We start from the raw sequence: 24,796 nt of genomic DNA on the forward strand, positions 1-24,796 counted from the left end.
CCCTGCCCGCCCGACGCGGACCTGCTCCAAGTCCTGCGGTGCCCCTTCGACCAGGCCAAGGCCCGAGTTCCAGAGACGCTCAACCAGTGACGGGCGATGCCCAGTTGGCGGCGGGCTGGCGGTCAGGCCGGGTGGCTCGACGTGCCGGTGACGACGTCCACCGCGTGGCGGCGGTGGGCGGCGAAGAGGGGGAGGGCGGCCTTGGGGTCGCGGGCGCGCAGGGCGGCGGCCAGTGCATGGTGCTCCTGGGGGATGCAGCCGAGGTAGCCCTCGGTGCTGATGCCGATGCGGGTCAGCAGGAACAGGTGAACCTGGCAGCGGATGGTCTCCCAGGCCGCGGCGAGGCGCTGGTGGCCGGTGGCGGCGAAGACGGCGTCGTGGAAGGCGATGTCCAGGCGGACCATGGCGTGCGGGTCCGTCATGCGGTCCATCACGCCGGCCGCCTTCTCGACGGCGGCGAGCTCCTCGTCCGAGGCATGCGCGATGACCTGCTGGACGGCGAGGTCCTCGAGCGCGCCGCGCAGGCTGTCGAGCTCGGCGACATCCTCGGCGGACAGGGTCGTGACCACGGTGCCGCGGTGCCAGGCGCAGTGCACGAGCCCCTCGCGCTCCAGTACGCGCAGAGCCTCACGCACCGGCCCCCTGCTGACCTGAAGTGTGCCGGAGAGTTCGACCTCTCGCAGCGGTGCCCCAGGGGCGTATGCACCGCTGAAGATCGCTTCCCGGATCCGGTCGGCGACCTCGTCGGCCAGTCCGCGGCGGCGGGCGGGGGCCACCGATCGATCTCCTGTGAGTTGACTCTTCTCCATGTCCTGATGTTAACATTCCCTCGTTGTCCCAATGTCAACATTAGGACAAGTGGCGCGACCGGCCATCCGGCCGGCAGAGAGGCGATTCCCATGAAGGTGTTCCAGATCGGTGCCGCCGGAGGTGTCGGCAGGAGGCTCGCCCGCCTGCTGTCCGAGCGCGGCGACGAGGTGACCGGCATGCACCGCAGCCCGGCCCAGGCCGACACGATCCGCTCGACCGGTGCGACGCCGGTGACCGGCGACCTGATCGCCGACTCCGTGGAAGAGCTCGCCGGCAAGCTCGCCGGGCACGACGCAGTGGTGTTCTCCGCCGGAGCTCACGGAACCGGCATGGACAAGACCACGCTCATCGACGGCAAGGGCCTGGAGAAGGCGGCCGCCGCGGCCGAGACCGCCGGGGTTGCGCGTTTCGTCCTCGTCTCTGTGTTCCCCGACGCCCTGCGCGGCGCCGCGGCGTCCGAAGGCTTCGAGCACTACGTCAGGGTCAAGAAGAGTGCCGACGTCCATCTCGCCCGCACCGGCCTCGACTGGCTGATCGTCCGCCCCGGCACCCTGCTGGACGGACCGGGTACCGGACGGGTCACCGCCGGGCCCGCCGTCGAGTACGGCGACGTACACCGCGACGACGTCGCCGCGTTCATCGACGCCGCCCTGCACGAGCCCGCCCTCAGCCGCGTCATCGTCGAGCTGACCTCCGGCGACACCCCCGTAGCGGACGCGGTCGCCCGCCTCGTCGCCTGAACCCGGCGCCCCCAGCCACCCCCGCAGCCCCCACCAGAGAAGGACAGCGATCATGACTGCGATCGATTCCTACAGCCACGGCGTCTCTGGCGAGCGCGAGTTCGGCTTCGCCCAGGCCATCAAGGTCGACCACACGATCTACGTCTCGGGCCGGCTCTCCCACGACGACGAGGGCAATTTTCTCTACCCGGGCGACTTCGAGGCCCAGAGCGAGCAGGTCTTCGCCAACTTCGAGAAGGTCCTCGCCCACTACGGAGCCACCCGCAACCAGGTCGTCTCCGAGACCCAGTACATCGTTGACCTGCCGAAGTACAACAATGCGATGGCGGCTGCCAACCTGGCCTACTTCGGCGACCACCGCCCCACCAGCAGCACCATCGGCGTGGCCTCGCTGTTCTTCCCCGGCCAGCTCATCGAGACCGGCTTCGTCCTCGACACCCGTCTTCCCGCCTGATGGCACAGGCGTACTGGAGTTCCGTCTTCACCAGCCCCGCGGACGAGACCTGGGCGGTCGTCCGGCGGTTCAACGGCCTGCCCGACTGGCGCCCGGCCATCCGGTCGAGCGAGATCATCGGAAGTGGCAACGGGCTCACCCCCGTTACGGTCCGCCTCCTCACCGGGGTGGACGGCAGCATCTACCGGGAACGGCTCGCGGGCCTGGACGAGGTCGACCGGAAACCGACCTACGAGATCGTCGAGGCGCCGATGCCGGTCCGCGGCTACCGCTCGACGCTGCATGTTCAGCTCGTCGCCGACACCGGCGGCGCCTTCCTCAGCTGGCACGCCACCTTCGGCCCGGTCGAGGGCACCACCGCCCAGGAGGCCGCCGCGGGACTGGAAGCCGCCTACGCCACCGCCCTCGCAGGCCTCCACACGATCATCGCCTGACACCGGACGGCAGCCGCCCCGTCTGACGACACCGATCACCGCTCACGAAAGAAGCACCACCCATGAGTTCCTCCCTGTTCACCCCCCTGACCCTGCGATCCCTGTCGATACCCAACCGGGTGTGGATGTCCCCGATGTGCATGTACTCCGCCGCCGCCGAAGGCCCGGACACCGGCGTGCCGACCGACTTCCACCTCACCCACCTGGCCTCCCGCGCCGCCGGCGGTGCGGGCCTGGTCATGGCCGAGGCCACCGGCGTGCGCCCGGACGGACGCATCACCCCCTGGGACCTGGGCCTGTGGAACGACCGCCAGCAGGAGGCGTTCACCCGCATCGTCGAGGCCATCAAGGCGCACGGCGCCGTCCCGGCCGTCCAGCTCGCCCACGCCGGCCGCAAGACGTCGATGGACAAGCCCTGGCTCTCCGACCGGTACGTGCCCGAGGCCGAGGGCGGCTGGCAGCCCGTCGCCCCCAGCGCCATCGCGTTCGGTGGACTGGCTGTTCCTCATGAACTGACCGTGCAGGAGATCCAGCAGCTTGTCCGGGACTTCGCGGACTCCGCGCGGCGCGCACTGGCCGCCGGCTTCCAGGTTGTCGAGGTGCACGGCGCCCACGGCTTCCTGATCAACTCCTTCCTCTCCCCGGCGTCCAACCACCGAACGGACGCCTACGGCGGCAGCTTCGAGAACCGGCTCCGCTTCGCCCTGGAGGTCGTCGACGCCGTCCGCGCCGTGTGGCCCGAGGATCTGCCGGTCTTCTTCCGCACCTCGGCCACCGACTGGCTGACCGAGAATCCCGAGGACCAGCGCGAGGGCTGGACCGGGGACGACACCGTCCGCCTCGCCAAGGAGCTGCACGCCCACGGCGTCGACCTGCTCGACGTCTCCACCGGCGGCATGGTCCCCGACGCCAGGATCGTCGCCGGACCCAACTACCAGGTTCCCTTCGCCGCCCAGGCCCGCCAGGCCACCGGCATCCCCACCGGCGCCGTCGGCGTCATCACCGAGCCGCAGCAGGCCGAGGAGATCCTCACCAGCGGGCAGGCCGACGCGGTCCTCCTCGGCCGTGAACTCCTGCGCAACCCCTACTGGCCGCAGCACGCCGCCCTCGCGCTCGACGCCGAGCCGACCTGGCCCGACCAGTACGCCTATGTCGTCGAGCGCCGCAAGCGCTGACACCTCCGCAACCGCGTCGCTGCATTTCCCCGCCCGCCAGAACCGGTGGGCGCCAGGCACTCCACGCCGCACGGAAGGAAACCCAGGCCCATGTCCCGCCACGCCTCCCCCATTCCCCGCTTCCACCTCGCTGTCCCGGTCGACGACCTGGACGCCGCCCGCCGCTTCTACGGCGAGACGCTCGGCCTGGAGCAGGGCCGCAGCGCCGACACCTGGGTGGACTGGAACCTGCACGGCCACCAGTTCGTCACCCACCTCGCCCCGGCCCGTACCGAACAGATTCACAACCCGGTCGACGGCCACGACGTCCCCGTACCGCACTTCGGGCTGATCCTGACCATCGACGCCTTCCACCGGCTCGCCGACCAACTACGCGTCGCGGACACCGAATTCGTCATCGATCCCCATGTGCGCTTCGCAGGCGAAACCGGCGAGCAATGGACGATGTTCCTGCTCGACCCGGCCGGCAACGCCCTGGAGTTCAAGGCGTTCGCCGACGACTCCCAAGTCTTCGCCACGTGACCACGCCTGGACCCTGCGGCGCATCCCGGCGGTGAATCGGCAGGTGCCCCGGCTGTTCATGGGCTGGTGGCTCAACGACCGGAACAAGCCCGGTTCGGGTCTTGGCCAAGTGGCCGCCGCCGCAGCCTGACCCACGTCTCGACCAACCCGGCGCAAGAGCGCGCCCCAACCTCAGACCGGAGACACAACATGTCGAAACCGACCTATGTCGCTGACCACATCGCCATCACCGAAGTGCTGGAAAAGTACAACCAAGGCGTCGCCAATGCCGACAGCGCCATCATGAAGCCCGCGTTCGCCGAAGAGGCGACGATTTTCGGCGTCGAGGACGGCAAGCTCACGGGCGGTGCGATCACCGGCCTCTACCAGGGGATCGACAGGGATTTCCGACCCTCACCGGAAGGCCGCGCCGTGATCGCCTACATCAACGTCACCGGCACCGCGGCCAACGCACGTGTTGATACCAACGATGTCTCCGGCCTGTGCTTCACCGACTACTTCAACCTTCTGAAAGTCGATGGCACGTGGACCATTGTCAGCAAGATCTACCACCTCAACGACGCGCCGAAATCCTGATGCGAACATGTCCCGGGCGTAGGTGAGCGTCCCTCCTCCTGACGAGTTCGACGGGGTCGGGGCGGGGTGCGGGGCGTCCTCAGAGGGCTCCTACGTCGCTGCGTCCCGTCGGCGTCGTCGGACTGTGTCCCGGCTGCCGTCCCAGCATCTTGCGGCGCCCCCGCGGGGTCGGCGGCATTGCGGCCATAGTCGGAGACCAGGACGTTCGGGTGACGAGGAGGCGGCGGCGAGCCACGGGCCCGGGGCCCGACCGTACGCGTCCCCGGTTGCGGGCGGGAGTGGATGAGTGTGCCCTGATCGGGTAGCCGTTGTGCACGTGACCGCTGGGACGGTGCACCCGCGTCCGGTGAGAGTGCAGCCCCGCCCCGGAATCGGCATCGTGTACGGCGCTTTCTGCACCACAACAGCCTCGGGCTGTTCTTCCTGTTCACGTTCCTGCTCGCGCTGGCGGGCCAGGCCGTGGCCGGTCACGCGGACTTCGACAACCAGCTCGTCAGCGACGGCATGGCACCGATCAGCTTCGGCGCGTACCTGACCACGTCGGACTTCGCCGCCGACGTCACCGAGAACTGGCAGTCGGAATACCTGCAGTTCTTTCTGTACATCTTCGGCACCGTCTGGCTGCTGCAACAGGGCTCGCCGGAGTCCAAGGAACTCGGCAAGGCCGGCACCGAGTCGGACGAGGACCAGATGGTCGGCGAGCACGCCACGGACGCCTCCCCGCGCTGGGCCGCGGCCAGGGACTGGCGCGCAGTGGTCTACTCACGCTCGCTCGGCCTGGTCATGGGCGTCATCTTTCTGCTGTCGTGGCTGGCCCAGTCCATCACGGGCGTCGCCGCTTACAACGAACAGCAGCTGCGCGGGCTGCAGGCCCCGCTCTCCTGGGCCGGATACCTCTCCTCGGCGGACATCTGGAGCCGCACCCTGCAGAACTGGCAGTCCGAGCTGCTCGCCGTGGCCTCCATGGCCATCCTCGCCATCTACCTGAGGCAACGAGGTTCACCGGAGTCCAAGCCCGTCGGGGCGTCCCATTCGGCCACCGGTGTCGAAGGCTGAGGGCCGAGGGGAACGGCCGCACGGAGCTGGCATGACCGTGCCACGCCGCCGAGCCCATGGTGGGGCAGGGCGGCGTTAGGCGACGGTGACAAGGGGTACCTGTGACACGCGCCGCGTCAGGCGTCCGGGGGGCGTCAGGAGGCACACATGGACGCTTCGGTGGACCGGATCGCGCAGCCGTGGGGAAGCCGGACCCCCTATGGCCGACACGAGCCGTGGCCGGCCAGGACGGACGCCTTCTTGGAGGAGGGTGTCGATCAGGCCGCGGTGCAGCGGTGGGTGCAGGCGGCCTCGATCCTGCATTCGGACGGGGACGCGATGGACATCGCGGTCGTGGACGGGCGCATGGTGGGTGTCCGGGGCCGCGCGCAGGATCGGGTCAACCACGGCCGGCTGGGTCCCAAGGACCTCTTCGGCTGGCAGGCGAACGCCTCGAAGGACCGGCTCACCAGACCGCTCGTCCGCGAGGGCGGACGTCTGGTGCCGTGCGACTGGGACACCGCGATGAACCGGATCGTCGCCCGCACCCGGGAACTGCTGGACGAACGGGGTCCGGGGTCGGTCGGCTTCTACACGACCGGGCAGCTGTTCCTGGAGGAGTACTACACGCTCGCGGTACTGGCGAGGGCCGGCATCGGCACCAACCACCTGGACGGCAACACGCGCCTGTGCACCGCCACCGCCGGCGAGGCGCTGAAGGAGTCCTTCGGCTGCGACGGACAGCCCGGCAGCTACGACGACATCGACGACGCCGACGTGATCGCGCTGTTCGGGCACAACATCGCCGAGACGCAGCCCGTGCAGTGGATGCGCATCCTCGACCGCCTGGAGGGCGGCGAGCCGCCCCGCCTGGTCTGCGTCGACCCGCGCCCCACCCAGGTGGCCCGCAGGGCGGCCGTCCACCTCGCCCCCCGCGTCGGCACGAACGTCGCCCTGCTCAACGCGCTCCTCCACGAGATCATCCGCACCGATCGCGTCGACCACGACTACATCGCAGCCCACACGGTCGGCTTCGAGGAACTGGCGTCCAGGGTCGAGGAGTGCACCCCCGAATGGGCGGCCGGCGTCTGCGACGTGCCGGCCGCCCGGATCGGCGAGGCCGCCGAGCTCCTCGGCGCCGCCAACCGGCTGCTGTCCACGGTGCTGCAAGGGGTCTACCAGTCCCATCAGGCCACCGCCGCCGCCGTGCAGATCAACAACCTGCACCTGATCCGCGGCATGCTGGGGCGGCCGGGCGCCGGCGTGCTGCAGATGAACGGACAGCCCACGGCCCAGAACACCCGTGAGTGCGGCGCCAACGGCGACCTGCCCGGCTTCCGCAACTGGCAGAACGACAGCCACGTCGCCGACCTGGCCAAAGTGTGGAACGTCGAACCCGAGACGATCCCGCACTACGCCCCGCCGACCCACGCCATGCAGATGTTCCGCTACGCCGAGCAGGGGTCGATCCGCATGCTGTGGATCAGCGGCACCAACCCCGCGGTCTCGCTGCCGGAACTGTCCCGCATCCGCTCGATCCTGGAGCAGGAGCGCCTCTTCGTCGTCGTCCAGGACCTGTTCCTCACCGAGACCGCCCAGTTCGCCGACGTGGTCCTGCCCGCCGCCACCTGGGGCGAGAAGACCGGCACCTTCACCAACGCCGACCGCACGGTCCACCTGTCCGACAAGGCCGTCGAACCGCCCGGCGCGGCCAGGCCGGATCTGGACATCTTCCTCGACTACGCGGCCCGCATGAACTTCCGCGACAAGGACGGCGGCCCGCTGATCACCTGGCACGATCCCGAATCCGCCTTCGAGGCATGGAAGCGGTGCAGCGCCGGCCGGCCCTGCGACTACACCGGCCTCACCTACGACCGGCTGCGCGGTGTGACCGGAATCCAGTGGCCGTGCAACGACGAGGCCCCTGACGGCACGGAACGCCTCTACACGGACGGCATCACCTGGGCCCACCCGGACGTCTGCGAGAGCTACGGCAAGGACCTGGTCACCGGCGCCTCCCAAGAGGTCGTCGAGTACCGCTCCCTCAACCCCGACGGCAAGGCCATGATCAAGGCGGCCGGATACCTGCCGCCCCACGAGGCACCCGACGAGGCCTACCCCTTCCAGCTGACCACGGGCCGCACCCTCTACCACTTCCACACCCGCACAAAGACCGGGCGTGCGCCGCAGTTGAACGCGGCGGCCCCCGACGTGTGGGTGGAGGCGTCCGCCTCCGACGCGGCAGACCTCGGACTGGACGAGGGGGACCTGGTCGAGGTGACGACACCGCGCGGCGCCCTACGGGGACGGCTGCGCGTCACCGGCATCCGCCCAGGTCTGCTGTTCGTCCCCTTCCACTACGGCTACTGGGACACCAAGGCCGGCCACGCGCCGGACGGTGACATGCCCGGGCGCGCCGCGAACGAGACGACCGTCACCGACTGGGATCCCGTCTCCAAACAACCGCTGTTCAAGACCGCAGCGGCCGCCCTGCGCCGCGTGGAGCACGCCGACGGCCACACCGCCCCGGCGCCGACGACCACGGCGTCCGCCCCCGCGCGCGCCGACGCCGTGCCCGCCACGGCCGGCGGCCGAGCAGCCCTGGCCTCCCAGTCAGCCGATCCGCCGGACGACCGAAAGGACGGCACCGCGTGAACGGCGTCGACCTCACCCTGCGCGCGCTCCACCGCGGCGAGCAGCACCTGGCCAAGGAGCTGACGACGGCGGCCGAACGCCACCGGGCCGACCACGAGGTCCACCATGTCGCCACCGACCTCGCCCACTGGTCCCGCGAAAACGCCCAGCGCGTGGCCGACGTCGGCCGGGACCGCGGTCTGCACCTCGGCGATCCGCCGAAGGACCACTCGCCGGGCCTGCTGTCGGCGGTGCGGGAGAGGGCGGCCGAGGCGCTGGTGCACCGGCCGGAACCCGCTCTGCTCCTCCTGCGCGACCTGCGCGATCTCCATCTGGCCGCCGCGCAGAACTCCCTGTACTGGGAGATGCTCGGGCAAGCCGCGCAGGCCACCAGGGACGACGCACTCCTGTCCGTGGTCTCCGCGTGCCACCCTCAGACGCTGCGGCAGATGCGCTGGACCAACACCATGATCAAGATCCTCTCGCCCCAGGCGCTGTCCAGCCTGTGACACGGTCCCCTGCGGACAAGGAGGGCGACCGGATCACACGACTCACTCGACCCTCTGTCCACCCACCGTCCGCCCGGCGAGCGCTACCTGACCCTCAGCCCCGGTCCCACGCCGGACATCGTCGTCGCGTCTCCTCACCTCTGTGTGCGGGGCAAGGGCGTAGGCGGGCCGCAGGCCGGACTGCTCCTGCGAATCTCCGGGCGAACGGAAGTTCTTACGAGAAGCTGACGCGGAACCGAAACATCTTCATCCCACCCGCACCACAGGCAACTCTGGCTCTGCACGTCACCGACCGGCGGTGGCGCCGAGGTGCAAGGAGTCAGGCGTGAGCAGGCATACCAGGCGCAGGTCCAAGTCGCAGGTCCGCATGACCATCGCCGGGGCCGGCATCCTCGCGTCGGCGGCAGTCGCGACGACGGTGGCCATCGCCTCGGCGGGGGAAGTCCCCCGCGCGCACGACGGCGTGACGACGAAGAGCGCGAGGGCCGGAGCCGCCCATGCCGTCTTCGTACAGGGCAACGAGCTCGCCGGAAACACCATCCACGCCTTCAAGCGCAGCGACGACGGCAAGCTGACCTCCGCAGGCGCCTACGCCACCGGTGGCAAGGGCGGCGACCAGGTCGACGCACCCACCGACTCCCTCGCGTCCCAGGGCTCACTCGTCTACGACCGTGGCTCGCATCTGCTGCTGGCCGTCAACGCGGGCAGTGGCACCGTGACGTCGTTCCGGGTCGAGGGACAGAAGCTGACGCACCGTCGGACGGTGCGCTCGGGCGGGGATTTCCCTTCATCCATCGCGGTGTCCGGCGACCTCGCCTACGTCATGAACGCGGGAGGCGCGGGCAGCGTCCAGGGATTCAGGATCACACCCGCCGGACTGAAGCCGCTGAGCGGTTCCCATCGCTCCCTGGGGCTGAAGAACGACAAGGTGCCGTTGTTCAGCAGCTCGCCCGGCCAGGTCGCCTTCACTCCGGGTGGCCGTGAGCTGGTCGTCACCACGAAGTCGGCCAACACCATCGAGGTGTTCCCGATGCGGCGCGACGGACGTCCCGCACATCGCGCGAAGGTCAACCCCTCGGCCGGCGGCGTGCCCTTCGCGATCACCTTCGACAAGAAGGACCGGATGCTGGTCGCCGAGGCCGAGAAGTCCACGGTCAGCACGTACGAGGTGCTCGCCGACGGCCGCCTCAAGGTCGTCCAGAAACCCCTCGCCAACGGTCAGAACACCCTGTGCTGGCTGGAACGCGCCGGTGACTTCTTCTACGGCGGCAACACCGGCAATTCCACCGTCACCGGCTACCGCACCGACCGGCACGGCAAGCTGGCGCTCACGGACGAGAGCGGTATCGCCACCCCGCCGTCGGCCATGTCCCAGGGCGTCATCGACCTGGCGGTGACTCAGGACGAGAAGTTCCTGTACGTGCAGAACGGGACCTCCGGCACCGTCGACGGCTTCCGCATCGGCCGGAACGGCTCCCTCACCAAGGTCACCACGGCTACCGGACTGCCCCCCTTCGCCGAATCCGGCATGGAAGGCATCGCCGCGGTGTGACGAAGCCGCCGCCGCAGCCCTTCGCCCTGGAGACTCCCCTCCCCAGCGACCGGTCGACACTCAGGGCAGGGCCCCGCCTTCGCGCCGAACGCAATCCTCGGCGCCCTGGCAGAGCAGACTGCTGGGCGGCGCCGCGGTATCCCGGGCTCGACCTCACGCCTTGGCGCCAGCCTGGCTCACGCCCTGCCTCGTCACGCGGGGTGCACTCTCCTGGGCAGGGTCCTTGGACACCGGGTGATCTGGACCGCTGGACGGGGCGGTGGCGCGCAGCGCCGCCTCGACCCGGCGGTTGCTGGTCATGGTCGCCGTGACGGCGGTCATGGCGAGGAGAAGGCCGGCGGCGGTGTAGAGCGGGGTTCGTACGTCGTAGGCGGTGGCCAGCCAGCCGCCGAGGATGGCGCCGAACGGGGCTGCGCACATGGCGAGCATGCGGGAGGTGGAGACGACCCGGCCCATCAGAGGGGCGGGGACGATCGCCTGCCGGAGGGAGGGGCCGAGCACCATGGTGGCGCCCATGCCCGCTCCGCAGACGGCGAGCGCGAGGCCGGCGACGTACGGGTTCGGGGCTGCGGCAAGGCCCAGAATGGCGAGTCCCTCGACTGCGGCCGTGCAGGTCAGTGCGGTGCCGGTGCCGAGTCGTCGGCCGAGGAGGGAGGCGATGCCCGCGCCGAGCAGGCCTCCGGTGGCCTCCGCCGTGAGGAGCAGGCCGAAGCCGAAGGTGTCGACGCCGAGACGATCGTGCGCGAAGAGGGCGAGTACGGTCTCCACGGCGAGGAAGGCGACGTTCCCCACCGCCGGACGCAGCGCGAGCCCGAGAAGCAAGCGATCCCGGAATACGTACGAGGCGCCGGCCCGCGCCTGCCGCAGCAGCGACTCACGGGCCTGCGGTACGGGCCGGGGTGCGGCAGGCAGCGACCTTACGAGCAGCGCGGAGAACGCGAACGACAGGGCGTCGGCGAGCAGCGGAAACGCACGCCCGAGCGCGAGCAGGGCACTGCCCGCGGGTGGTCCCGCGAAGCCGGACGCGGCAGTCTGGGCGCCGCGCAGACGGGAGTTGGCACGCTCCAGGAGCGCGGGGTCGCGGCCGAGCAGATCCGGCAGATAGGCCGCGGCCGCTGTGTCGAAGAAGAGTCCGCCGAGGCCGAGCAGGAAGGCGACGGCCGCAAGCAGTGGGATGCTCAGCACACCGAGCGCGGCCGCTGCCGCCGGTATCGCGAGCAGCACCGCACGCGCCGCGTCCGCGACCCACATCGTGCGCCGACGGTCCCAACGGTCCACCAGCGCGCCGCCGAGGACACCGAACAGCAGCCATGGCAGCGTTCCGGCGGCCGTGACGACGGCGAGCGCCATCGGATCCCGTGTCAACGTCAACGCGAGCAGTGGCAGCGCGGCATGCGACACCCCGTCACCGAGCGAGGACACCGTCTGCGCAGTCCACAGCCGTCCGAAGCCGGTCGGCAACTTCCGCACACCTGAGATCACTTGGCGTCCCCTTCGGTCTGCTCGCGCGGTGCCGGGTGGAACAGTGCGAAGACGAGCGACGCGTCCGGCAACGACGGATCGGACAGCTCCCGGTACTCGTCCGCCAGTGCCTCCAGCCGCGCCCCCAGCTCCGCGAACTGCTCCTCGGTGAGCCGCAGATGCGCCATCCGTACGTGCCGCTCGCCGTCCGCCGGCGCTGCCTCCAGGTCCGCCACCGCGTGCCGCATCAGCACATCCGGCCCGCCCTCGCCCGGGTCCGGCAGCACGATCGACCGCGCGGCCATGGCGTAGTACCGCTCGGTCACCCCCCGGACCTTCCGGGTTCGCACCACCTTCACCAGGCCGGCCCGCTCGAGCAGTCGTACGTGATAGCTGGAACTCCCCTTCGCAAGGCCCACCCGCCCGGCGATCTGCGTGATCGTCGCGGGCTCGAAGCGGAGCACGGCCATGATCCGGTGACGCGTCAGATTGGAGACGGCACGCAGCTGTTCGTCCGTGGTGACGTGGATGGTCTCGGGCAGATCATCGGTAGGCATGGCAACAATGGTCAACGTTTCTTGACCATTGCGCAAGGGGATTTCGTTCTGGCTTTCGCAACCGGCACGGCCGGGGGGGCACTCCTTCCGCAGTTACCGCGGGCCGTAACCGGCCGTCCTGCCTGTGCACGCAAGGGCCTGCGCCGTGTCCGCACGGCCAAGCCGTGAACTGGACCGGCTTCGAAGGCGCCGTTCCACTACGACCGCATTCTGGAGCGGCCTCTTGATCTTCTTGGGCTCAAGCCCACGTGCCCGGCGATCGCCCGGCACGTGCCACTCTGGGCAATGACGGATGACCGGGCGCACGGTTGCGCGAGGGAATACTCCGCACTGCGATGGGCCTTTGAGGCGGCGCTGCGGGGGTCAGGGCCCGGTAGCCCCCTCCGCCAGATCCTTGATCGCGTTGAGGCGGCGTTCCCACTGGGCGGCGAGGGTGTCCATCCACCGCGTTGCGCGCCGCAGTGGTCGCAGGTCGGCTTCGTAGCGGACCTCGCGTCCGGCCCGGTGGGCGCGCACCAGCCCTGCGCGGTCAAGGACGGCCAGGTGTTTGGCCACCGCCTGGCGGGTGACAGGGAGCATGGCCGCCAGGGATGTCGAGGTCGCACCGCCGTCACGGGCAAGGACGGCCAAAACCTCTCGGCGGATCGGGTCGGCCAGGGCCATCAGAACGTCCTCGGGGGCCCGTTCGCCCTCGGTGGTGCGGGTCATGCCGTGGTTTGTTCGCAGTCCGCGCACAGTTGGCCCAACTTGCCGGGCCAGTTCAGGCTGTTGGCCCGGTGCCGGTCGGTGGCCTCGTCGGTGGACAGCCCGAGGTTCGCGAAGCCGCTCTCGACCATGGTGAGTCGGGTGCCTCCAGTGGAGGCGTCTTCGGTCAGGGTGAACTCGACAAGAGTGGCGTTGGAGTCGTCCGGCTCCTCGCCTGCGGCGCCTTGGGACCACCGCCAGGACAGGACGCGCGGCGGTTCGACTGTCTGGATACGGGCGGGAATGACGCCGTGGATGCCGTGATCGAAGACCAGGAGACCGCCGGGGCGCAGGTCGATCTTGACCGGCTCTCCATTCCCGAACCAGCGGCCGAGGAAAGCGGACTCGCTCAGCACGGACCAGACCCGTTCCCTGGAGGCGTTGATCAGGATGGCGCGTTCGATCGTGTCGGGGGTCATTGCAACCTCATCTCATCCGGATGCGCTACCCAAAGGTTGCACATCCGAAAGCTCATGCGCAACCGATCGGTTGCACATGGATGCGTGGCCGCTTGGATCACGCCAACCTTCGAGCACCCGCTACTCATCGTTGGCCGGCGGAGGAGCGGGTGTTCGGTGATGCTGTGGTGGGTCGGCTCCAGGAGTTCCTCGTAGCGGATGGCGGTCAGGCGCAGGACCTGGATCGCGGCGAAGGCCCAGAAGGTTCAGCTCTTCTCGCAGGTGAGGTTCCGCCGCCGCCCGGTCGAAATCTCCTCAGCGCAGGCCAGGCGCCCGGCGAGAGCGCTACGGCCGGTCCAGAACAGCCCGGCCGGTGTCGGGCGGTGTCGCCTGGTCAGATGCAGTGTGGGACGAAGTGGAGTCGGCAGGCGCAGTCAAGGGCGCCTTCGGGGCCTCGGCGAGGGTGTCGTTGGGCGGGTCTTCGTGACAGTCGCTTCCGGCACAGCAGCGGGCGAAGCTCCACTTGCTGATGGTCCCGCCGTAGCACAGGCACATCAGCTTGGCCTCTTCGCAGTCGGCCGGTTCCGCCTGCACATAGGCAAAGGCACGGTGGTTGTCGCGTCGTTCCGGCCGGCCTGGCAGACCCGGGCGCAGCACCCGAAGGCCCTCCTGCCATTTTCTGTTATGCCAATTGACACATCGTTAAATGCAGGCCTAGGGTCCTGCCCATGGAGGAGCGCAGAGGACGCGGTAGGCCCCGGAAGAATCCGGAGCAGCTCGCGCGATGGACGCCGCCCGAAGGCTGGTCCCGACTGGTCGCCTGGATCTCGCCCGAGGAGAAGAAGGCGCTGAAGCGGGTCGCCGTCGAGGCTGAGGTCTCGGTCGCGGACCTGGTCCGCGCGCTGGCGGGCGGCCTGGCGTCTGGTGGCATCACACACGAGGAACTGGTCAGCCACGTCAGAAGGGGCATGCAGGTCATGGAGAAGATCCCCACGCTGTTCGAGCGGGACGGCGACTTTCGGGTCGTCGACCGGCCGCAGGCAGAGTGTGCATGGGTGTTCGACGGCGAGGGGACCCCGACAGAGAAGCTGGACGGAACCAACGTCCGCCTCACCGTCCGGGCCGGCCGGCTGGTACGGGTCGAAAAGCGGCGCAACCCGAGCAAGCTGCAGAAGGCACAGGGGATCAAGGACGGCTGGTACGTCGACACCACCGAGGGCGCCGCGGAGGACAAGTGGGTCCTGGCCGCCGCCCGCAACACTGACGTCACGTCGTGGCCGGACGGCGAGCACTCCTGCGAAGCGCTCGGCCCCCGCATCCAGGGCAACCCCCTGGGGTTGGACAACCATCGGTGCGTGCCGTTCAACCTGGAGGTGCCGGTCTACCAGGACGTGCCGCGCGACTACGCCAGCCTTCGCGACTTCCTCGTCGAACTGGAGAGCCGCTTCGCCCCCGGCACCCTGGCCGAGGGCATCGTCTTCCACCACCCGGACGGTCGCCGCGCCAAGATCAAGCGCAAGGACTTCCCTGTCTCCGCCTGAGGGCTGTCCCGCAATGAGTGCAGCAAAGGTGTGGGGACCGCTCGTCACGCCTCCTGGTAGAGGTTGACGATGTTGCCGTCTGGGTCGCGCAGCCACACTGAGCGGCGTCCCCAAGGCTGCGTTGTCGGCGGTTTGAGGATCTCGACGCCCCGAGCCAACAGGCGTTCGTGGCGTGCGTCCACGTCGGAAACTTGGAACTCAAGGGTGAAACCTCCACGCGCAGCGGAGGCCATCGATCCGGGCACCATCGACTCCATGCCCTGTGTGGAGAAGAACGACAGGACGGCCCCGGGGACCATCACCCGGGCGAAGGGGTCACTTCCTTCGACGTCTGCGTCCAGGACGGCGGCGTAGAAGGCGGCGAGAGCCGGAACATCGTCGGTGATCAGGGCGGTGCCAGTGAAGTGTGGCTGCATCCCGGCATCGTAGGTCGCGGGTCGGACATGGGGCCCCGAGCAGGAGAGAGTCCGCCGGTCATGGGTGAGACAACAAGGCTCGGCTACGGCAGTTGCCGAAACGCCGGCCCTCGGACCTGTTACCTGATCCGCGTGCGGTAGCCACCTCGCGGGGTGCGGGAACGACGGGGCCGCACGCATCGTTCTGGGACTCGACTGGCATTTCGTGATGCGGCACATGACCGGCACCACATTCTCCCAAGGTTGGTGCAGTGGATGGCAGGCAGCGACGGTGGCTCTGGCAGATGCGGCCCCGTGACTGCGCCGAGTGGCAGAGCGAGCAGGCGTACTCACACCGAGCTGAGTACTCTTCCTCATGCCGGGCCGACCTTCGCAAGGCGAGTATCGGTGCAACGGCGCAGACCACGAGCGCCGGCCCGATCCAGTTGAGACAGTTGCGGAGAATCTCGTGTCCCGACGTATGGCTCTTTCCGTCGCCGCCGGCGCCGTCGTCCTCGTGGGCGCCGGTGCGTACGCTCTCGCCTACGCCGGCGAGGAGCCTCCGGCACTGACGCACAGCAGCGCCCGCTACACCGCCCCCGACGGCAACCGCGACGGCTCGCTCACCTTCACCACCTCCGTCACGGCGTCCTCCGGCGTGAAGAACGTGAAGGTGCTGGCATGGCCGCAGAGCTCGTCCTTCGCCAAGGACAAGCTGACCGCCAAGGACATGACCGCCGCCGACACAGCCGTCTGCAAGCCCTTCAAGAAGCACACCGTGAACTGCACTTACACCATCAAGGCCACCGCTTCCGACGCCGAGTCGTCCCCGCGCGGCGTTTGGCACATCGCCGTGCTCGCCACCGCGCGGAACGGCACCACCACCCTGAACGCCGAGGCAGCCGACTTCATCGTCAAGTGACCCGAACACGCATGCCTCGTCGCCGATCGGGTGTTGCGCAAGTGCGGCTGCCCGCACGGCTCAGCGGTCGTCGACCTGTTTGTCTCACCCAGCGAGGGACGGGCTGTGCGTCCCGCCTAACGCCTTTGCCCCCACCCCCGACCAGCGAACTTCCGCCCCCCGCCTCTTCGTCGCGGCCGTCGCTCCGAGCAAACCGCACACAATCCCTTTGAGGCGGTCGGACAGCGTCTCCAGGGTGCGGACGTGACCATCGAGCTGCCCTTTCGTCCGCTCCCCATCGACCAGCAAGACGTTCGCTACGCCCACGGGCCGGATTCGGAGGTACAGCCGGCTCGACCGTGGAGTCCGACTGGTGCGAGAGCACTATCTACCCCGGCACCACGAGGCGGTACTGGGTTCATGTGCCCGCACAATACGACCCTGGTGAACCCGCTTCGCTGATGGTTTTCCAGGACGGATGGTGGTACCTGGACCCGGACGGGCAGGTCCGCGGCGCCATCGTGTTGGACAACCTCATCCACCGCGGCGAGATCCCGGTCACCATCGGTGTCTTCGTCGACCCCGGCGTCCTCGAGAACGCCGACCGATCGAAGAACCGCAACGCCGAGTACGACGCGTTCGACGACCGCTACGTCACTTTTCTCCTGACTGAGATCATCCCCCGGGTCACACGGCGCTACTCGATCGCCGAGGACGCCGACCGATGGGCCGTCTGCGGTGGCAGCAGCGGCGGCAACTGCGCCTTCACCGCTGCGTGGATGCGCCCGGACAAGTTCCGGCGAGTCATCTGCTACCTCTCCAGCTTCACGCAGATGCCGAACGGAAATCCGTACCCTGCCCTGATCCCCAACACCCACCGCAAACCGCTGCGCATCTTCATGCAAGCAGGCCACCGCGACCTCAACTGGAATGGGCCCGACAGGAACTGGCTCGCCGGCAATCTGCGTGTGGCAGCCGCTCTCGCGGAAGCAGGCTACGACTTCCGTCTCGTCCTCGGCGACGGTGGCCACAGCCCCAACCACGGCGGAGTCCTCCTCCCCGATGCGCTCCGCTGGCTGTGGCGCTCAGCCGCGACCTGACGAAACCCACCCGAGCGACCACTCCATCCGAGCTGCACCCAACGGATTCTCGCGGTTTGCCTTGCAGCGGCGGATGCCGGCGACGGCGTGGGCTGGTCACCGCGGGCCCCGCTGGTGACGGATGCGGAAGCGATCAGTGGGGCATCGACTCCTGCACACCGAATTCGCCGGAGCCTGCCGTTCGGGGGTGAGGCCGGTCAACCGTGGAGGGGTCAGGGTGCGGCCGCGACCACGTTGAACCAGGGGGTGCTGAGCGATCGCAACGGTGAGTCGAGCTTCTGCATGTTCAGCCGGTACGTCCCGGCCGGGAGAACACCGCTGCCGGGAAGAGGGGCCAGCGGCAGGTACCGGCCGTTGAAGACACCACTGGGGTCGTACGTCCACAGACCCGCGCCGGTGTGCAGGAGGGTGTAGGGGCCGCGGGCGAGCGAGGGATTGACCGCGGACTTCTGCGTACGGTTGAGGACGAAGGACGCACCCGCGTACGACGGGACGCGAGCCGGCCTGGTGAGACTGAAGCTGAAATAGCGGTTGGCGTAGCCCGCGCCGGAGGTCAGGGGCGGGCAGTTCACCGCCACCACGGTCCGGCCCGTCACATTGCCCAGCCTGAGGGGGTTGCTGTACGTGCCGGCGCCCGCAAGGCGACGGCAGTCGTACTGATAGGTGGCCGCGGCGGCGGACGGAGCGAGCGCCAGTGTCATGGCGGCGGCCGCCGTGGTGGCCGTGACGACTGCGGCGACCTTCCGTAGCGGGCCGGGAAGGACGGTACCGTAACGCTTCATCGATTAGCTTCAACCCCCTCCGTAGGGCCCGGAGTTCGGGCCGTTCGGAAATCTAGCCCGGTCGAGGTGGGGCGGGTGGCCGCTGATCGGTAAGGGAGAGAAAGAGATCACGGATGACGCCGGGCGGACAGCCCGTGGGCGACAGCTGCCCTACCCGACACCAAGAACGGCAGGCCCCGGAACAGCGCTCGCCTGAGGACGGCCCGTCCGCGGCCGACAGGGTCGACTCTGCTCGACGAGGGCGTCAGGCGCGCCAGCGACCCCGCTGTGCGCCGGTTCACCGCGTCACGGGTCCACCGGCGCCAGTGCAGGGCGAGGGGACCCGCGTGCCGAGCGTGCCGTAACCGGTCCGGCGCCACAACGGTGCATCGCGGGCGGGTATCGCGCCGGATCCGGCCGAGGGGCCGGTCAGGGTGGCGGGGCTGTGCAGAGCGCGAAGGCGGTGACGCCGGGCAGGTCAGGCCGGCGCGCAGTGACCTCGGTCGTCGGTCGTCGGCGCGTGTGCCGAGAGGCGGCGGGTCTCCTGCGGCGCGGTGCGCTCCACGAGTTGCAGCTGGATGGAACGTGGCCGGCACGTCGCCGACGGCCAGCAGGTCGGGCGGTGTCGGTCACCGCGCGGTCCGGCGCTCTGGTGTGGGCAGCACGGCCGGCTCGGCCTCGGCGGCACCGTGCTCCAGACCGGCGGCGAACGCCAGGTCGCGGTCGATGTCACCGAGCTCCCGGTGGATCCCGACCCCGGATGGCCCGAGTGTGTCTCTTTTCAGCCATCCCCCTACAACGTCCCGGCACGGAAAGGTACTTCCGCACAGGAGCACGCGTCTGACATCTTGCATCCACCACTCGTTTCGTACGGCCCGGCCGATGCCTTCAGCACGGCCGGGCCGTCTCCGGAGGACGCATTGAGACCCCACATATCCAGCCGACCTCGACGCACGCTGGTGCTGGCGGCCACGCTCGGCGCCGCACTCGCGTTCGGCGCCCCCGGCGCCCTCGCGGGCACGCTCCCCATCGCCCCCTCCACCGCGCCGGCCGCCAAGGCCCACGCTCCGGCCGCCGTGCCGGCTTCCCAGAGTGCGGCCTGGGTGGCCGGCACGCGTGCCTACCTCGTGATCACCGCCCCCGGTGACAATTCAGCGGTCCGCTCAGCGATCGCGGCCAACGGCGGCACCGTCTTCTCGAACTTCGACGCCATCGGCGTGATCGTCGCCCACTCGGCGTCCAGCGGATTCGCCGCCACGATGCGGGGCGTCACCGGCGTGCAGCAGGTCGGCGCCACGCGCACCTCGGACGTCCCGGCCGACGCCTACGCCCCGGCGCTCCCTGCCAATCCGGCCCAGGCATCGACCCCGGCCGGAGAACCGGTCCGGGCGGACATGAGCCAGATCAAGGCCGATCAGGCCTGGGCCGTGAACCCGGGCTCCGCCTCCGTCACGGTCGGCATCCTGGACACCGGGGTGGACGACCAACACCAGGACCTGGCACCCAACTTCGACGCGGCCGACTCGGTCTCCTGCGCCTACGGCAAGCCCGACACCCGTGCCGGCGCCTGGCGGGACGTCGACACCCACGGCACCCACGTAGCGGGCACCATCGCCGCGGCCAAGAACGGCAAGGGCGTCATCGGCGTGGCCCCCGGGGTGAAGATCTCCGCGGTCCGGGTCGCCGAGCCGGGCAACTCCTTCTTCTTCGCCGAGAACACCATCTGCGGCTTCGTCTGGGCCGGTGACCACGGCTTCAAGGTCACCAACAACAGCTACTACACGGACCCGTGGCAGTTCAACTGCCCGGACAACATCGACCAGGCCGCCATCATCGAGGGCGTCAAGCGCGCCCAGGAGTACGCCGAGGGCAAGGGCTCACTCCAGATCGCCGCCGCGGGCAACGAAAACTACGACCTCGCCCACAAGACGACCGACTCCGCGAGCCCGAACGACTCGACGCCGGTCACCCGCACCATCACCAACGCCTGCCTCGACATCCCGACCGAGCTGCCGGGCGTGGTCACGGTCGCGGCCAACGGCACGGGCGTCACCAAGGCCTCGTTCTCCAACTACGGGCAGGACGTCATCGACGTCGCGGCGCCGGGCAGCAGCGTGTACTCCACCGTTCCCGGCGGCGGCTACGGCAGCAAGAGCGGCACCTCGATGGCCACCCCGCACGTGGTGGGCGTGGCGGCGCTCATCGCGAGCGCCAATCCGGGCATCACCCCGGCGCAGATCCGCGCCAAGCTGGCCGCCCAGGCCAACGACATCGCCTGCCCCTCGGACAGCCGCTGCACGGGCACGACGGCCAGCAACTCGTTCTTCGGCGAGGGACAGGTCGACGCCCTCAAGGCCGTCGGGGCCACCCCGCCGCCCGGCAAGTACTTCGAGAACCTCGCGGACTTCGCCATCAACGACAACGCGACCGTGGAGAGCCCGATCGCCGTCACCGGCGTGACGGGCAACGCCCCGGCCACCCTCAAGGTGGGTGTGGACATCAAGCACACCTACATCGGTGACCTGAAGGTCGATCTGGTGGCGCCGGACGGCACCGTCTACACGCTGCACAACCACGCCGGCGGCAGCGCCGACAACATCGCGCAGACCTACACCGTCAACGCCTCCTCGGAGGTCGCGAACGGCACCTGGAAGCTGCGTGTCAACGACAACGCCTCCTCCGACACGGGCAAGATCGACGCCTGGAACCTGACCTTCTAGCGCAGGGCCCGGCAACGGGCCCCCGTCTCGACCACTCCGCCATCATGTGGCTCCTCGAGCGCTGCGGATCCCGGCCACTGTGCGCAGCGCCCGGCCGCCGCAAGCTCGTCGAGGTGAACAGGCCGAAGCCCCGCGCACGGTCCAGCGGCTCGACGACGACTTGGTCGACGCCTTCGCCGAACAGGCCGTCGTCGCTCCGCCCCAACGCCTTGAACGTGCTCGTGCCGTCGCCGGCCGCCGTCCAAGAACAACGCCGGGCCCTGGAGACCCGGATCGAAGCTCTGTTGGAGGTCCACCCTGCCGTCAAGGTCCTGACCTCGATGCCCGGCATCGGGGTCAGGACCGCCACAGCCCTCCGGACCACCCTCGGCGACAACACCTCGTTCCCGAGCGCCGCCCACCTGGCCTCAAACGCCATGCACCGCGGCCGCACCTTCTGCAAACCCACAACCCCACAGGCCGCTTGCCGAAGGACACGGAGGACCCCTGGCAGACCGCCCGTGCGAGTCCGATTGTCGAGGTTCGGAGGCGGTCAGGCTTACCGGGGGGCGGCGCAGGCCGGACATGACGGTCGGACCGATCGGCAGAAGCGGAAGGAGCGTGGGCGTCCGTCGGCTCAGGCGTTTTCGGGCCGTCGGAACGCGTCGGCGTTGCGCGCGCACCAGTCGGCGAAAGTCCGCGGCCTGCGTCCGAGCAACCGCTCCACGGTGTCCGTCCGGAACCCGACGGTGTCGGCGCGCATGAGGGTGAAGCCCTCCGTGATGGCGTCGGCGAGTGCCTGAGGGGCTCCGTCAGGGAAGCGGAACCGTACGACCTCGGCCGGTGTGGCCGTTTCCCGGACCTCGATGTTGCGGCCGATCGTCTCGGAGATGATCCGGACCTGCTCGGTGACGGTGAACATCTCGTCTCCGGTGAGGGCGTATTCCTTGTCCTGGTGACCCGCCTCGGTCAGGGCGAGGGCGGCGACCGCGGCGATGTCCGCGGGGTCGATCGGCGCGTAGCGGCCCGGGCCGACCGGGTCGAGGACGTAGTTTCCCTCGTGGATGGTGGTCAGCCAGTCGAGGGCGTTGGTCATGAAGCCGCCGGGCCGCAGGAATGTGACGGGTATGCCGGAGGCGCGGACGATCTTCTCGCGTTCGTGGTGCCAGCGTCCCATGGCGGGTATCGGGTCGAAGGTCACGTGGAAGGAGGACAGGTGTACGACGTGGTGCACCCCGGCGGCCTCGGCGGCGGCGATGGCGGCGGCGGTGTGGTCGGTGCCGATGCCCTGTGTGAGCAGGAAGAGTTCATCGACGCCTGCGAAGGCGGGAGCCAGTGTCGCGGGTTCCCCCAGGTCGCCGACGGCGCGCTCGGCGCGCTCGGGCAGTCGTGCGGCGCGGGCGGGGTCGCGGACGAGGAGACGTAACTTTGCGCCTTGCGCGTCTAGTTCGCGGGTGAGTTCCCGGCCGATGTTCCCGGTGGCTCCAGTGACCAGTATCATCGTGGCTCCCCAAAGTCGTTTGCCGTCTAACGAGTTCGAGGGGACGTTAGCCGGTGAATGATTAGCCGTCAATCGACTTGGGTGCGGCTCAGGCATCCGCTCCCGCACATCACCGAAAGGCCGCGATGCCAGAGTTTCTGGACCTGCACGGCAGAACATCGAAGGTGCTCCGGGCCCTGGCCGACGCGGCCATGCGACGCCACGGGCTGCACGTCGGACAGAACCACCTGCTCGCCGTGCTGTGGCAGCGGGACGGCAGCACGCCCGGCGAAGTCGCCGCCGCGCTGAACGTCACGACGCCCACCGTCGTCAAGATGGCCGACCGGATGACCGCGGCCAGGCTGCTCACCCGTCGTCGCGACGACCGGGACAACCGCCTCGTCCGGCTCTGGCTCACCGACACGGGGCGTGCGCTGCAAAAACCGGTCGAGGCGGAACGGCGGTTGATCGAGGAGAGGGTCACCGCGGATCTCACCGAGACCGAACGCGAATCCCTCTTGAACGCCCTGGCGAAGGTCCACCGGGCGGCGAGTGAGCTACTGAGCGAGCCCACCAATTGCGGCGACTCGGCCATCACCTGACGCTCCCACGCCCCTGCCTGACCAGATCCGACAAGCAGGGGCAGAAGCCGTTGTCGCTGCTGATCACCGCCGGGCAGCGCGGTGACAGTCCGCAGTTCGAGCTGGTCCTGAACGCGATCGGGGGCCTCGGCCTCGGGCATTGGGCGGAGCGGTGTGTATGGGGTTGCACCTTCCGTAGTGGCATGTGGTCCGGTGGACTTACGTCCCGACGCCTTGAGGAAGGTCCCTGCTCATGCATTCGTCTTTCGTGCCACCCCGCCAGGTCAAGATCGGTGACGCGGCGGCCTTCGCCGGCATCACGCCACGGGCGATTCGCCATTACCACGAGATCGGGCTGCTCCCCGAGCCTGAGCGGGGCGGCGATGACCGCCGCCGCTACGGGTACGAGGACATGATCCGCCTGCTGTGGATTCGCAAGACGGCCGATGCCGGGATCGCCCTGGACGACATCCGTGACGCCTTTACCACCGGCGCGGCTTCCTCCGGTGCGGACAGCGGAGAAGATATCGCGAGCATCCTGGAGCGGTTGGAGGAAACCCTCGCCGAGCAGGAGGCGGAACTGCGGCGGCAACGGACCGCCGTGCAGCGGATGCGCACCGAAGGCAGCCGGATGGGCCTTCTCTCCGACGTCGTCACCGAACGCCTCAAGAGCCTGCCCGAGGGCTCCCTGCGTCAGGCGGACCTGGACAGTCTGCTGGTGACTGAGCGGATCTTCGGCGCGCTCGGCGCGGCCGTCCAGGCCACCCGCTTCGTCGTCCTGGCCACGCATCCCACTCTGCGGGAGGATTCCGACCGCATCGATGACGCGGAGGAGGCACTCGATGACAGCGTCGCCGTCGATGATCCACGGGTGGCTCAAGTGGCCGTCGAGCGGCACGCCTTCGAAAGCGCCCTGCAGGCCGTCATCGAGGAGTCCGGCCTGGGCAAGGACGACGATGACCTCTTCGACGCCTGGGACACTTTGCACCCCGCCACCGCCGATGACGGCGAGGGCGAGGCCGACCTCAGCTCTGGCAGGCGGGAGGCTGACTCCATGAGCGTGTTCGAAGCCACCGGCAAGATGCCCTATGACTTCTCCCCGGCCCGCCTGCGCTGTATGGAACTGGCCGAAGAACTCTCCGCCCAGGACTCACCCGCTACCTGAAACACGGCCCACGCGTCACTCCGCGACCGGGAGAATCGAGACGCCTACCCGGACGACATGGCCTTCACCGCCGACGGCATCTGAAGGTGGACTTCGGCCGGGGGACGGTGGGCGTCCCCCGGCCGGCCGCATCTCCGTCATCCTCCCCGAGGCGACCGTCACCCCGTGGCTGCCCGACTTCGGCAGCCACGCCCGGCCAGCGAGCGGCGGCCGTCGCGGGAGGGCTCGTGCAGCGGCCGGCCGGCAGTGCCACGTGGATGTCGGTCCCGCGCAGGAAGCGGGCCGAGAGCGCGCACTGGTTCACTCCGATGCCGAATCACCCCGACGACGCCTTCTCCGCGCAGCAGTTCCAGCGCCGGGTACGCCCTGACGACCACCCGTGGCTGCACGACCCGGACCATCACGCCGAGCAGGCTCGCACCGAGTTCACACGAGACTTCCGGTGAGTGTGGGCGGCGTTGCCGGACGGCCCTCCAGGGGCCTGCTCGGTGACACGCCGGCGTTGCCGTCCGCACCGCGTGGGGGGGGGGCACGGCGCCGGCATCGGGGAACGCCGGTTCATGCGGCTGCCG

25 protein-coding genes and 2 pseudogenes are annotated in these 24,796 nt (G+C 69.4%); 19 read left to right on the forward strand and 8 right to left on the reverse strand.

The annotated features are described in order from the left end of the window. Positions 1–122: 122 nt before the first annotated feature. Complete coding sequence (locus tag ACN6LD_RS26465; protein WP_445044471.1) at positions 123–809, reverse strand: GntR family transcriptional regulator; 687 nt, start codon at positions 807–809, stop codon at positions 123–125. Between the two features lie 90 nt (positions 810–899). On the opposite strand from ACN6LD_RS26465, the gene ACN6LD_RS26470 reads away from it, so the two are divergent. From ACN6LD_RS26470 to ACN6LD_RS26515, 10 genes are all read left to right on the forward strand, one after another. Then, positions 900–1,550 (forward strand): NAD(P)H-binding protein, encoded by a 651-nt coding sequence (locus ACN6LD_RS26470; RefSeq protein WP_445044472.1) that lies wholly within the window; start codon positions 900–902, stop codon positions 1,548–1,550. A 52-nt stretch (positions 1,551–1,602) separates the two neighbouring features. Further along, positions 1,603–2,004 carry a RidA family protein gene (locus tag ACN6LD_RS26475; protein ID WP_445044473.1) on the forward strand — a complete coding sequence of 134 codons (402 nt, stop codon included), beginning with the start codon at positions 1,603–1,605 and terminating at the stop codon, positions 2,002–2,004. After that, positions 2,004–2,438 (forward strand): SRPBCC family protein, encoded by a 435-nt coding sequence (locus ACN6LD_RS26480; protein WP_445044474.1) that lies wholly within the window; start codon positions 2,004–2,006, stop codon positions 2,436–2,438. Before ACN6LD_RS26475 ends, ACN6LD_RS26480 begins: the two co-directional genes overlap by 1 nt. Positions 2,439–2,500: 62 nt before the next feature. After that, positions 2,501–3,613 carry an NADH:flavin oxidoreductase/NADH oxidase gene (locus ACN6LD_RS26485; protein WP_319197905.1) on the forward strand — a complete coding sequence of 371 codons (1,113 nt, stop codon included), beginning with the start codon at positions 2,501–2,503 and terminating at the stop codon, positions 3,611–3,613. 90 nt (positions 3,614–3,703) lie between these two features. Then, on the forward strand, positions 3,704–4,135 hold the full coding sequence (locus tag ACN6LD_RS26490) for a VOC family protein (protein WP_319197903.1): 432 nt from the start codon (positions 3,704–3,706) through the stop codon (positions 4,133–4,135). Between the two features lie 189 nt (positions 4,136–4,324). Beyond that, the gene (locus ACN6LD_RS26495; protein ID WP_319197901.1) at positions 4,325–4,711 is read left to right on the forward strand and encodes a nuclear transport factor 2 family protein; all 387 of its coding nucleotides are present in this window, start codon (positions 4,325–4,327) and stop codon (positions 4,709–4,711) included. Between the two features lie 393 nt (positions 4,712–5,104). After that, the gene (locus ACN6LD_RS26500; protein ID WP_445044498.1) at positions 5,105–5,767 is read left to right on the forward strand and encodes a DUF6766 family protein; all 663 of its coding nucleotides are present in this window, start codon (positions 5,105–5,107) and stop codon (positions 5,765–5,767) included. 147 nt (positions 5,768–5,914) lie between these two features. After that, a complete protein-coding gene (locus ACN6LD_RS26505) occupies positions 5,915–8,401 on the forward strand; it encodes a molybdopterin oxidoreductase family protein (protein WP_445044475.1) in 2,487 nt (828 codons plus the stop codon). Next, a complete protein-coding gene (locus ACN6LD_RS26510) occupies positions 8,398–8,889 on the forward strand; it encodes a hypothetical protein (RefSeq protein ID WP_445044476.1) in 492 nt (163 codons plus the stop codon). Before ACN6LD_RS26505 ends, ACN6LD_RS26510 begins: the two co-directional genes overlap by 4 nt. A gap of 325 nt (positions 8,890–9,214) precedes the next feature. Beyond that, positions 9,215–10,441 carry a lactonase family protein gene (locus tag ACN6LD_RS26515; RefSeq protein WP_319195984.1) on the forward strand — a complete coding sequence of 409 codons (1,227 nt, stop codon included), beginning with the start codon at positions 9,215–9,217 and terminating at the stop codon, positions 10,439–10,441. A gap of 153 nt (positions 10,442–10,594) precedes the next feature. Here ACN6LD_RS26515 and ACN6LD_RS26520 read toward each other — a convergent pair whose 3' ends face one another. The 4 genes from ACN6LD_RS26520 to ACN6LD_RS26535 form a co-directional block, all read right to left on the reverse strand. After that, a complete protein-coding gene (locus tag ACN6LD_RS26520) occupies positions 10,595–11,923 on the reverse strand; it encodes an MFS transporter (protein WP_319195982.1) in 1,329 nt (442 codons plus the stop codon). Further along, on the reverse strand, positions 11,920–12,459 hold the full coding sequence (locus tag ACN6LD_RS26525; RefSeq protein WP_445044477.1) for an ArsR/SmtB family transcription factor: 540 nt from the start codon (positions 12,457–12,459) through the stop codon (positions 11,920–11,922). The genes ACN6LD_RS26520 and ACN6LD_RS26525 overlap by 4 nt, the downstream gene beginning before the upstream one ends. A gap of 363 nt (positions 12,460–12,822) precedes the next feature. After that, positions 12,823–13,167, reverse strand: coding sequence for an ArsR/SmtB family transcription factor (locus ACN6LD_RS26530; protein ID WP_445044478.1), 345 nt, complete (start codon positions 13,165–13,167; stop codon positions 12,823–12,825). Next, positions 13,164–13,622, reverse strand: a complete 459-nt coding sequence (locus tag ACN6LD_RS26535) for an SRPBCC domain-containing protein (protein WP_319195977.1) — start codon at positions 13,620–13,622, stop codon at positions 13,164–13,166. The genes ACN6LD_RS26530 and ACN6LD_RS26535 overlap by 4 nt, the downstream gene beginning before the upstream one ends. Positions 13,623–14,329: 707 nt before the next feature. Here ACN6LD_RS26535 and ACN6LD_RS26540 point away from each other — a divergent pair. Then, positions 14,330–15,142 (forward strand): hypothetical protein, encoded by an 813-nt coding sequence (locus tag ACN6LD_RS26540; RefSeq protein WP_319195975.1) that lies wholly within the window; start codon positions 14,330–14,332, stop codon positions 15,140–15,142. Between the two features lie 44 nt (positions 15,143–15,186). Here ACN6LD_RS26540 and ACN6LD_RS26545 read toward each other — a convergent pair whose 3' ends face one another. Continuing rightward, on the reverse strand, positions 15,187–15,558 hold the full coding sequence (locus tag ACN6LD_RS26545) for a VOC family protein (RefSeq protein WP_445044479.1): 372 nt from the start codon (positions 15,556–15,558) through the stop codon (positions 15,187–15,189). A 448-nt stretch (positions 15,559–16,006) separates the two neighbouring features. Between ACN6LD_RS26545 and ACN6LD_RS26550 the strand changes: the two genes are divergently transcribed. Together ACN6LD_RS26550 and ACN6LD_RS26555 are read left to right on the forward strand one after the other, a co-directional pair. Next, positions 16,007–16,459, forward strand: coding sequence for a DUF5707 domain-containing protein (locus ACN6LD_RS26550; RefSeq protein WP_319195971.1), 453 nt, complete (start codon positions 16,007–16,009; stop codon positions 16,457–16,459). Positions 16,460–16,860: 401 nt separating this feature from the next. Continuing rightward, the gene (locus ACN6LD_RS26555; RefSeq protein ID WP_445044480.1) at positions 16,861–17,538 is read left to right on the forward strand and encodes an alpha/beta hydrolase; all 678 of its coding nucleotides are present in this window, start codon (positions 16,861–16,863) and stop codon (positions 17,536–17,538) included. 212 nt (positions 17,539–17,750) lie between these two features. Here ACN6LD_RS26555 and ACN6LD_RS26560 read toward each other — a convergent pair whose 3' ends face one another. Next, positions 17,751–18,320 carry a hypothetical protein gene (locus ACN6LD_RS26560; protein ID WP_445044481.1) on the reverse strand — a complete coding sequence of 190 codons (570 nt, stop codon included), beginning with the start codon at positions 18,318–18,320 and terminating at the stop codon, positions 17,751–17,753. Positions 18,321–19,258: 938 nt separating this feature from the next. On the opposite strand from ACN6LD_RS26560, the gene ACN6LD_RS26565 reads away from it, so the two are divergent. Together ACN6LD_RS26565 and ACN6LD_RS26570 are read left to right on the forward strand one after the other, a co-directional pair. Beyond that, positions 19,259–21,019, forward strand: a complete 1,761-nt coding sequence (locus ACN6LD_RS26565) for a S8 family peptidase (protein ID WP_445044499.1) — start codon at positions 19,259–19,261, stop codon at positions 21,017–21,019. Between the two features lie 17 nt (positions 21,020–21,036). Continuing rightward, positions 21,037–21,435: pseudogene (locus ACN6LD_RS26570) on the forward strand (transposase); the annotation flags it as partial. A gap of 200 nt (positions 21,436–21,635) precedes the next feature. On the opposite strand, the gene ACN6LD_RS26575 reads toward ACN6LD_RS26570, so the two are convergent. Then, entirely contained in the window at positions 21,636–22,499 is an 864-nt protein-coding gene (locus ACN6LD_RS26575) for an NAD(P)H-binding protein (RefSeq protein WP_319191224.1), read from the reverse strand. Between the two features lie 125 nt (positions 22,500–22,624). Here ACN6LD_RS26575 and ACN6LD_RS26580 point away from each other — a divergent pair, with 125 nt between their 5' ends. The 4 genes and pseudogenes from ACN6LD_RS26580 to ACN6LD_RS26595 all read left to right on the forward strand — a co-directional run bounded on the left by ACN6LD_RS26580 (position 22,625) and on the right by ACN6LD_RS26595 (position 24,670). After that, positions 22,625–23,080: a MarR family winged helix-turn-helix transcriptional regulator gene (locus ACN6LD_RS26580; protein WP_445044482.1), complete on the forward strand. Its 456-nt coding sequence runs from the start codon at positions 22,625–22,627 to the stop codon at positions 23,078–23,080. 32 nt (positions 23,081–23,112) lie between these two features. Next, positions 23,113–23,199 (forward strand): annotated as a pseudogene (locus tag ACN6LD_RS26585) (IS5 family transposase); the annotation flags it as partial. Between the two features lie 113 nt (positions 23,200–23,312). Next, a complete protein-coding gene (locus ACN6LD_RS26590; RefSeq protein ID WP_445044483.1) occupies positions 23,313–24,224 on the forward strand; it encodes a MerR family transcriptional regulator in 912 nt (303 codons plus the stop codon). Positions 24,225–24,532: 308 nt separating this feature from the next. After that, positions 24,533–24,670 (forward strand): hypothetical protein, encoded by a 138-nt coding sequence (locus ACN6LD_RS26595; RefSeq protein ID WP_445044484.1) that lies wholly within the window; start codon positions 24,533–24,535, stop codon positions 24,668–24,670. The last annotated feature ends 126 nt before the right edge of the window (positions 24,671–24,796 follow it).

This window comes from Streptomyces sp. SAS_272 (assembly GCF_052543235.1).